A 9311-nucleotide genomic window follows, 5' to 3' on the forward strand; every position below is an offset into this window, starting at 1 on the left:
GATGATTTCTCATGTTTGAACGTATCATCAGATTCGCCATCGAGCAGCGCATCGTAGTAATGATCGCCGTTCTGATCATGGCGGGTATCGGTATCTACAGCTATCAAAAGCTGCCCATCGATGCGGTACCCGATATCACCAACGTCCAGGTGCAGATCAACACTGCAGCGCCTGGTTACTCGCCCTTGGAAACCGAACAACGGATCACGTTTCCAGTTGAAACGGCCATGGCCGGTCTCCCGGGCCTTCAGCAGACCCGTTCCCTGTCTCGCTCTGGCCTGTCTCAGGTCACCGTGATCTTCAAGGATGGCACTGACATCTTCTTTGCCCGCCAGTTGATCAACGAGCGGCTGCAGGTTGCGAAGGAACAGCTGCCAGAAGGTGTAGAGGCCGTCATGGGTCCGGTATCTACCGGCCTCGGCGAGATCTTCCTGTGGACTGTTGAAGCCGAAGATGGCGCGGTCAAAGAGGACGGTACGCCGTACACCCCGACCGACCTGCGCGTGATCCAGGACTGGATCATCAAGCCTCAGCTGCGTAACGTCCCGGGTGTGGCCGAGATCAATACCATCGGCGGTTATGCCAAGCAGTTCCTGGTTGCGCCGGATCCAAAGCGCCTGGCTACCTACAAGCTGACACTCAATGACCTGGTCGCAGCGTTGGAAAGTAACAACGCCAACGTCGGTGCCGGCTACATCGAGCGTAATGGTGAACAGTTGCTCATCCGTGCACCGGGTCAGGTAGGCAATATCGAAGACATCGCCAACATCGTGATCACCAGTGTGGATGGTGCACCGATTCGCATCAGCAGCGTTGCTGACGTCAGCATCGGTAAAGAGCTCCGTACAGGTGCTGCTACTGAGAACGGCCGCGAAGTCGTGCTCGGTACCGTGTTCATGCTGATTGGTGAAAACAGCCGCACCGTATCTCAAGCTGTCGCCGCCAAATTGGCGGACATCAACCGCACCCTGCCAAAGGGCGTGGTGGCTGTGACTGTTTACGACCGTACCAACCTGGTTGAAAAAGCCATCGCGACGGTGAAGAAGAACCTGGTGGAAGGCGCGATCCTGGTTATCGCCATTCTGTTCCTGTTCCTCGGCAACATCCGTGCGGCTCTGATCACCGCGATGGTGATTCCGCTGTCCATGCTGTTCACCTTCACAGGCATGTTCAACAACAAGGTCAGTGCCAACTTAATGAGTTTGGGGGCACTCGACTTCGGCATCATCGTCGACGGTGCCGTGGTTATTGTAGAAAACGCGATCCGTCGACTGGCTCATGCGCAACATAAGCATGGCCGCATGCTCACCAAAACCGAACGCTTCCACGAGGTCTTTGCCGCGGCGCGAGAAGCTCGCCGGCCGCTGATCTTCGGTCAGCTGATCATCATGGTGGTGTACCTGCCGATCTTCGCCCTCACCGGCGTCGAAGGCAAAATGTTCCACCCGATGGCCTTCACCGTTGTGATGGCGCTGCTGGGTGCAATGGTCCTGTCCGTTACCTTTGTTCCTGCAGCTATTGCCATGTTCGTCACTGGCAAGGTGAAGGAAGAGGAAGGCGTGGTCATGCGCACAGCTCGACTGCGCTATGAACCGGTTCTGCAATGGGTGCTGGGACATCGGAACATCGCTTTCTCGGCCGCAGTAGCCTTGGTCGTGCTCAGTGGTTTGCTGGCAAGTCGTATGGGTAGCGAGTTCATCCCAAGCCTCAGTGAGGGTGACTTTGCGATGCAGGCCATGCGTGTGCCTGGAACGAGCCTCACTCAATCTGTCGAGATGCAGCAGCGTCTGGAGAAAGCGGTGATTGCGCAGGTGCCTGAAGTTGAGCGGATGTTCGCACGCTCGGGTACCGCAGAAATTGCATCTGACCCGATGCCGCCGAACGCCTCTGACGCCTACATCATGCTCAAGCCTCAGGATCAGTGGCCTAACCCGAAGAAGCCTCGTGATGAGCTGATTGCTGAAGTGCAGAAGGCCGCAGCGGGTGTTCCAGGAAGCAACTACGAGTTGTCGCAGCCAATCCAACTGCGTTTCAACGAGCTGATTTCGGGCGTGCGTAGTGACGTCGCTGTGAAAGTCTTCGGCGATGACATGGACGTGCTCAACAACACCGCCAACAAGATCGCGGCAGCGCTCAAAGCGGTCCCGGGCTCATCGGAAGTGAAAGTTGAGCAGACATCCGGCCTGCCGGTGCTGACCATCAACATTGACCGCGAAAAAGCAGCACGCTACGGCCTGAACATCGCGGATGTTCAGAACTCGATCGCTATCGCCGTGGGTGGCCGTCAGGCCGGCACGCTGTATGAGGGCGACCGTCGGTTCGACATGGTAGTACGCCTACCAGAGACCGTTCGCACCGACGTAGCGGGTATGTCCAGCTTGCTGATCCCGGTACCTGCCAATGCGGCACAGGGTGCCAATCAGATCGGCTTCATCCCGCTGTCCCAGGTCGCCAATCTGGACCTGCAACTGGGCCCGAACCAAATCAGCCGCGAGAACGGCAAACGTCTGGTTATCGTCAGCGCCAACGTTCGAGGCCGCGATCTGGGGTCCTTCGTTGAGGAGGCGACCGCATCGCTGGACAAGAAGGTGCAAATCCCTGCGGGCTACTGGACGACTTGGGGGGGCCAGTTCGAGCAGCTGCAGTCGGCTGCCAAACGCCTGCAGATCGTTGTTCCAGTCGCCTTGCTGCTGGTCATGACCTTGTTGTTCCTGATGTTCAACAACCTGAAGGACGGCATGCTGGTCTTCACCGGTATTCCATTCGCACTCACCGGTGGTGTTGTGGCGTTGTGGCTGCGGGACATCCCACTGTCGATCTCGGCAGGTGTCGGCTTCATTGCACTGTCCGGCGTTGCAGTACTGAACGGCCTGGTGATGATTGCCTTCATCCGCGGGCTAAGGGAGGAGGGACGAACGCTCAGACAGGCAGTCGATGAAGGTGCATTGACCCGTCTGCGACCTGTTCTGATGACAGCCTTGGTAGCGTCCCTGGGCTTCATCCCGATGGCTTTGGCCACCGGCACCGGTGCCGAAGTTCAGCGGCCATTGGCGACGGTGGTGATTGGCGGGATCCTGTCCTCCACCGCACTGACCTTGCTGGTACTGCCTGCCCTGTATCACTGGGCACACCGCAAGGATGAAGACGGCGACGAGGCCGAAGTGGTTAGCTAACAGCCTCCGCTAAAGAGAAGCCCACAACACGTGTTGTGGGCTTTTTTGTTTAAAGTGAAGTAGATGCACTTACCTTTCAAAATTGTAAGTTTCTCGTCATGCCGGTGATGCCTATGCATTGCTAAGGTTACGCCCGAGAAGTTTTGAAATTGAGAGGGTTTTATGAAAAAGCTAATTATCGCTGCTGCACTTGTTGTTTTCTCGGTGGCTTCGCAGGCCAACACTTTCTCCGAGAGCAAGCAGCTTCAATACACCAAGGAACACCAGACCGCAGTGGCCAAGTACGCGGAGAAAAATGGCAAGCCAATGCCAGAGATTCAGGATTACAAATATGGCATGAAGATAGACGTTGCGAAATTCGTACGTCAGTCGCAGGACCCCCGTACCTGCCAGGTCTATCCACGGTTGATGACCTTCGAGGACTCCCAGGGCACGCTCAAGACTGTTCGTTACTCGATGTATTCGCAATGCATCAACAACAAGTAGTAAACGATTTGAACAGAACAATTAGAGAATTCATAAATGCCAGGCAGTGCCTGGCATTTTTTATTACGCCCGATACCCCATAGCTTCGAAATGTTAACGCCTGGGCTCGGGCAAACCGTGCAATAGATCTTAGCCAACCAACAGAGACGGCTCCCCAACTGCAGAGGGCAATTGGAAGCCTTGACCCCAGAAGGGACGAGTTATGAAGAGTTTGCTTGAACGCCCTGATGACCAAGCCGGGCATGAAGGTCATAGCCATGAGCATGGCGGCATTTTTGGAATGAACACAGAGCTGATTTTCGCGCTGATCTGTGGTGCTCTCCTGGGTGCCGGAGCTCTCGCAGGAAAACTTGGCCTGATTGATCGTCTGCCTCTGATTCTGTACGTGTCGGCCTACGTGTTCGGTGGATGGTTCACCACTAAGGAAGCGGTTACCAACATCCGTCAGAAACGCTTCGAGATCGACTCGCTGATGCTTCTCGCCGCAGTCGGTGCCGCGAGCATCAGCGCCTGGGCGGAGGGGGCTCTGCTGCTGTTCCTGTTCAGTCTGGGGCATTCCCTTGAAAGCTACGCGATGGGGCGGGCCAAGAAAGCGATTGAGGCACTGTCCAAGCTCGCACCAGCCACCGCGATCGTACGCAGAGCAAATGGCACGGTGGAGATGCCCGTGGAGCTGCTGGTTCCCGGTGACGTTGTCATCGTGCGCCCCAATGACCGCCTGCCGGCCGATGGTTTTGTAGTCGTAGGCTCCTCAAGTATCAACCAGGCGCCAGTAACCGGTGAGAGCGTCCCCGTGGACAAGCAACCTGTTCCTGATGCCGAACTCGCACGCAGCAAGCCAGATGCAGTGGATGCAGCCTCGAAAGTCTTCGCCGGTACCATCAATGGCGAAACGCTCATCGAGGTTGAGGTAACCCGGCGCTCTACGGAGAGTACCTTGGCGCGGGTCATCAAGATGGTCAGTGAAGCCGAAGTCAGGAAGTCACCGACCCAGCGATTCACGGACCGCTTCCAACGCATATTCGTCCCGTTGGTTTTACTGCTGGTAGTCGGGCTGCTATTTGCCGGCATTTTCCTTGACGAGCCGTTCCGTGACTCGTTCTACCGGGCGATGGCCGTACTGGTTGCAGCCAGCCCCTGCGCGCTCGCGATCGCTACACCAAGCGCCATTCTCTCTGGCATCGCCAGGGCAGCCCGAGGTGGCGTGCTGATCAAGGGCGGTGCGCCACTTGAAGAGCTTGGATCATTGAATGCCATGGCATTCGACAAGACCGGTACCCTGACCGAAGGGCGCCCACGTATCACCGATGTAATACCCATAGGCGGCACGCAGATCGAGGATCTGCTAAACGTCGCCATCGCTGTGGAGTCGATGAGCGACCATCCGCTGGCTGCGGCAATTGTGCGTGACGGTGAAGAGATGATTGGCACACGGCGCCGATTCCAAGCCAAGAACATGAGCAACATGATTGGCCGCGGCGTGCGTGCTGAGCTTGATGGGCAGTTCGTCTGGATTGGCAAGGTCGAGATGTTCGGTACCAATGGTATTCCCGCACTCAGCAAGGCAGCCCTGGAGGCTGCGGAGCGTCTACGTCAGTCAGGCCGTACCACCATGGTGGTACGGCGTGCTGACAAGGATCTGGGCGCTATCGGGCTATTGGACACACCCCGGGAGGGGGCCAAAGAGGCACTCCAGAAGCTTAGAGAGATGGGCATCGAACGCATGGTCATGATTTCTGGAGACCACAACCGCGTTGCAGAGGCTGTAGCCAAACAAGTTGGCTTAGATGAAGCGTGGGGAGACCTGATGCCGGAAGACAAGGTCAAGGCCATCAAAAACCTGCGCCTTAGCGCCAAGGTGGCCATGGTGGGTGACGGCGTCAATGATGCCCCTGCCATGGCCAGTTCGAGCGTTGGTATCGCAATGGGGGCTGCTGGATCTGATGTTGCCCTGGAAACGGCTGATATCGCGCTTATGGCTGACGACATCAGGCAACTCCCATTTGCGGTGGGGCTGAGCCGTCACACGCGATCGATCATCCACCAGAATCTGTTCGTCAGCTTGGGGATTGTGGCCATCCTGGTTCCGTCCACCATCATGGGCTTGAGCATTGGTGCCGCTGTTGCGATCCATGAGGGCTCCACACTGTTGGTCGTCTTCAACGCCTTGCGCCTGTTGGCCTACCGCAGAAGCACCTGATCCCTGAGCTTCAATCATGAAGCTAAGCAGGGAAATGACCTGAAGTAGAAGTACGGGTCGTGCGCGATCAGCGCACGACCCGTACTTTTCTCTCACTCGTCGATCCCGATGCGCTTGAGGCTTTCAAGGGCCTTTCCGCACTCAGGTGAGCCATGCCGTAAGCCGCAGGCCAATGCAGCTTTGAGGCTCATGACACCGGCTACGAAACCGACTTGATTGCCGACTCCGTATCCGTCCGCAAATCCCTGATCATACGCAATCTCGACAAGCGCATTGATCGCCGCCAGGGTGTCCTGTTTGTTTTTACTCTTTTGCATATCTACTCCGCGAGCATTCAGCTCATATCGCTCGGTTAGGTGGCGGCGCCTTCAGGTTTGGGGTGAGCGAATCCCGCTCCCATAGCCAATCCCTAACGGGGGGCTCAGCCCGCCACCGTAAGGAAAATCAGCTATTGAGAGCAGATGACTCGTTTTGGTCACCCGTGCTGCTCGCCTCACCGCATTGGCACTGAGTGGGTACATCCGGGTAGTCGCTGTGATTCTCAATGAACAGCGTTCGGCAGGTTTCGCACCCATAGATCCGGGGCAGGGATTTAAGGCCGCTCGGAAGCACGTCACTCAGAGGCTCGTTATGCCAAGGAGCCCCGTCAAGGATTCTTGAACGCAGGATGTTTCCCAGGCGCCAGGTGTCACTTTGTGCGCGCCAGGACCACATCGGCGCAGAAAGCGAATACTGGATGAAGGTCTCTTGTGACTGCCTGGATAGCGGGTACTTGGGGCGGGTCCAGCCGGAATCGATGATGCTGAACCCCATGCCCATTTCTGCGCTCGGGTGGGTCTTTTCACCAAAGAAACGGTCATGCGTCGCTGGAGCCGTCGCATGATGGTCAGTCGGTGGGAATACCCACAGATAACACTCATCCCGGTTGACCATGCTGATGAGCTCGCTTGGCCCCCGCATGGGGGAATTTGCAGCCAGGGCGAAGCGATCCTTCCACGACATTTTGGGAGGCGGCGCAATACCAGCAGCGATGGCCAACGTGGCAGTCTTGGGGACGAAGCGATCGCCTAGCTCGTTCAGATCCAGGTTCTTGCAGAGAGCCTTGAAGGCCTTTTTGCGAGTCTTCGAGCTGAAGGAGGGGTCAAGGAGCAGGCGAACCTGGTTCACGCCGATTCCCGCAGTTCGTAGCACCTCAATGACTTCTTCAGCCACACCGACTGCTTGAAGATCGGTCAATCCTAAGCACGTTTTCGCCCGCTCGACCGCCGCGTAGAGGTTGTACTGCCGTGTCTCGTTGTCACGACAGACCTGAATTGGCAGCTTGTCTTGGATGGCAACTTGCGGTGCAACGGAGCCGATGGCCGCGTGGAACAGCTGGTGGAGGTGCAGATGAGAGTACGGGCGGCCAGAAGCCGAGAACGAGGCGTGCAGCTGAGCAGCGAGAGGTTGAAGCAGCTTTTTTGCAGACATGACTATCCCCTAATGAGCGACGTTGGGGTAGCTGCGCTTGTAGGGCCGTTAGACGCGAAGCTGGACGTCGAATCAGGTTCAATCATGAATAGGAGTCAGGTTTGATTTGCTTGCACGGCCACCATGCAAAGCCCGACGCGGCAATCACATCAGATTCGCCGAGCTTTGGCAAGAGCGGTCATCGGTAAGCGAAAGCAGGTAGGAGGAGGGCGCTCCATGCTTGATCACCTCCAGAAACAGGAAAGCCGGAAGCACGTTGAGCGCTTCCGGCTTTCTCACGTCAGACTGATGAGAGGGATCAGAAGACGTATTGCAGGCGGGTCACGATGGCATTGCCGCTGTCGTCGCCCACGGTGTTCTCGTTGTTGTCGGTGCGCACGTTGATGTAGTTGGCACTGACTTTCACCGCCTCGTTGACGTACCAGTTCACACCCACCGTGTGGCTCTTGGCCTTGCGCTCGTTCGATTGGTCCGCCGCGGTGACCAGGTTGCCGTCTTCGACCTTGATATCGTCAAAGCGGTAGAAGACTTCCCAGGCCCCCAGTTCCTTGTTCTCTGGTTTGATAGTGTCGAACTTGGCACCATCGAGCTTGTAGATACGCGGCTCGCCGGTCAGGGTGTAAGCCATCTGGGCGTAGTAACCGGAGGCCTTCATGTCGTTGTTGGCCTGGTCAGCTTTCAGCTTGCGGCGAAGGTATTCCGCTTGAACCGAGAACGGGCCGGTGGCCCAGGCACCTTCGAGACCCCAGACCGAGTCGTCCTTCCACAGGCCATCTTGTGCAGCAGCACCGCCAAACAGCATGCGGTTGCCGTTGGTGCCGGCATCGCCGCCGCCATTGGTATCTACACCGCGGACGCCCAGACGCGAACGAATCCGGGTATCGACCGCACTGTTTTTGAGGTCGCGGTAAGCGTACTGAGCACCGACGTGCAGGACGTTGCCATCACTGTGCAGCGGTGCGAACACGCCACGTACGTTGTAGCGCTTGGTGCTGTCGCCATCCGAGTTGTTATTGGTTTCGCTGAAAACGCTACCGGAAACATAAGCCATGTCAGCGATGGTGCTGGTGGCTTGAACACCCATGCCGGCGTTGTCGTTGATCCAGTCCGCCAGGTCGTACGAGAGGTTCCGCTCCATGGCGGTGGTCCACTTCGAACTGGTGGCTTTCTCAAGACCGAAGTCGGTGTAGAAACGGCCAAAGCGCAGTTGCACCGGCTTGAAACCCGTGTAGGTCAGGCTGGCTTCGTCGAAGTAGCCGTCGGAGTCGTTGCCCGTGTTGCGGGAAAGGTCGTAGTTGAGCTGATACTTCCAGTCGCGGTACAGCACGCCACCGAGCTCAAGGTAGGCGCGACGGAAGTAGCCTGCGTCAGCGGTATCGCCATTCTTGGTGAAGACACCATCGAAACGGCCGTAGTCGGCCTGAACTCGGCCGCCCAGTTTGAAACTGAATTCCTTGTCAGAAGTCGATACTTCAAGACCGCCCTTGGTCTTCAGAACGATGTCAGCTCCGTCAGTGGTTACTGTTCCGGAGAATGCTTGCGAGGAAAATGTGCCTATTATTGCGGCAGCCAACAGCTTTTCCCGCATGTTCGAAGAACGGATCATTGCTTGCCTCTCGTATGTTAAGTGCTTAGCTACCGACGTTATATTTCGCCCTGCGCCGGCCTAAATTTATCTTGCAGATGGGAGCAGGCCACGGTTGTCACCTGCTGTAACAAGATGCCTTTGTTCTAAGCACTCTGACTAGGTTGCAAGCGAATATGACAGTTGTGTTTCTGTAGTGTTAACGGAGGAGTTTCAAACCTAACAAAACTGTTACCGAACAAGCCAGTCCTTCTTATCAAAGAAGCTCTTTGTAGTGGTCAACTCATCCCGGACACGGTTTTGAGTTTTTCTTCAGCTTTCGCCGGAGCCAGTCCATCGTTGAAGTGATGGGGTCGGATCCAGTTGTAGTGGCCCATCAGGTACTGGCTAATGTCTC

Annotated in this window: 6 protein-coding genes; 3 read left to right on the forward strand and 3 right to left on the reverse strand. The window is 56.6% G+C overall.

Annotated features, from left to right (window positions below; genetic code table 11):
• The first annotated feature begins 11 nt into the window (after window positions 1–11).
• The 3 genes from L6D63_RS22795 (at window position 12) to L6D63_RS22805 (ending at window position 5859) form a co-directional block, all read left to right on the forward strand.
• Window positions 12–3173: a CusA/CzcA family heavy metal efflux RND transporter gene (locus tag L6D63_RS22795; RefSeq protein WP_010951454.1), complete on the forward strand. Its 3162-nt coding sequence runs from the start codon at window positions 12–14 to the stop codon at window positions 3171–3173.
• Between the two features lie 162 nt (window positions 3174–3335).
• Window positions 3336–3659, forward strand: a complete 324-nt coding sequence (locus L6D63_RS22800; protein WP_003253432.1) for a DUF2790 domain-containing protein — start codon at window positions 3336–3338, stop codon at window positions 3657–3659.
• 202 nt (window positions 3660–3861) lie between these two features.
• Complete coding sequence (locus tag L6D63_RS22805; RefSeq protein ID WP_016497351.1) at window positions 3862–5859, forward strand: heavy metal translocating P-type ATPase; 1998 nt, start codon at window positions 3862–3864, stop codon at window positions 5857–5859.
• Window positions 5860–5951: 92 nt separating this feature from the next.
• On the opposite strand, the gene L6D63_RS22810 is transcribed toward L6D63_RS22805, so the two are convergent.
• From L6D63_RS22810 to L6D63_RS22820, 3 genes are all read right to left on the reverse strand, one after another.
• Window positions 5952–6176, reverse strand: coding sequence for a hypothetical protein (locus tag L6D63_RS22810; protein ID WP_131671859.1), 225 nt, complete (start codon window positions 6174–6176; stop codon window positions 5952–5954).
• Window positions 6177–6303: 127 nt separating this feature from the next.
• Entirely contained in the window at window positions 6304–7329 is a 1026-nt protein-coding gene (locus tag L6D63_RS22815) for a hypothetical protein (RefSeq protein WP_011953109.1), read from the reverse strand.
• Between the two features lie 298 nt (window positions 7330–7627).
• A complete protein-coding gene (locus L6D63_RS22820) occupies window positions 7628–8935 on the reverse strand; it encodes an OprO/OprP family phosphate-selective porin (RefSeq protein ID WP_009395904.1) in 1308 nt (435 codons plus the stop codon).
• Window positions 8936–9311: the final 376 nt, after the last annotated feature.

The organism is Pseudomonas parakoreensis (assembly GCF_021602155.1).
In the GTDB taxonomy this organism is placed as follows: domain Bacteria; phylum Pseudomonadota; class Gammaproteobacteria; order Pseudomonadales; family Pseudomonadaceae; genus Aquipseudomonas; species Aquipseudomonas parakoreensis.

Bases quoted from the DNA above. Each gene is read 5' to 3' on its own strand.
- L6D63_RS22795 (WP_010951454.1), top strand. From the start codon at position 12: ATGTTTGAACGTATCATCAGATTCGCCATCGAGCAGCGCATCGTAGTA.
- L6D63_RS22815 (WP_011953109.1), bottom strand. From the start codon at position 7,329: ATGTCTGCAAAAAAGCTGCTTCAACCTCTCGCTGCTCAGCTGCACGCC.
- L6D63_RS22820 (WP_009395904.1), bottom strand. From the start codon at position 8,935: ATGATCCGTTCTTCGAACATGCGGGAAAAGCTGTTGGCTGCCGCAATA.
- L6D63_RS22810 (WP_131671859.1), bottom strand. From the start codon at position 6,176: ATGCAAAAGAGTAAAAACAAACAGGACACCCTGGCGGCGATCAATGCG.
- L6D63_RS22805 (WP_016497351.1), top strand. From the start codon at position 3,862: ATGAAGAGTTTGCTTGAACGCCCTGATGACCAAGCCGGGCATGAAGGT.
- L6D63_RS22800 (WP_003253432.1), top strand. From the start codon at position 3,336: ATGAAAAAGCTAATTATCGCTGCTGCACTTGTTGTTTTCTCGGTGGCT.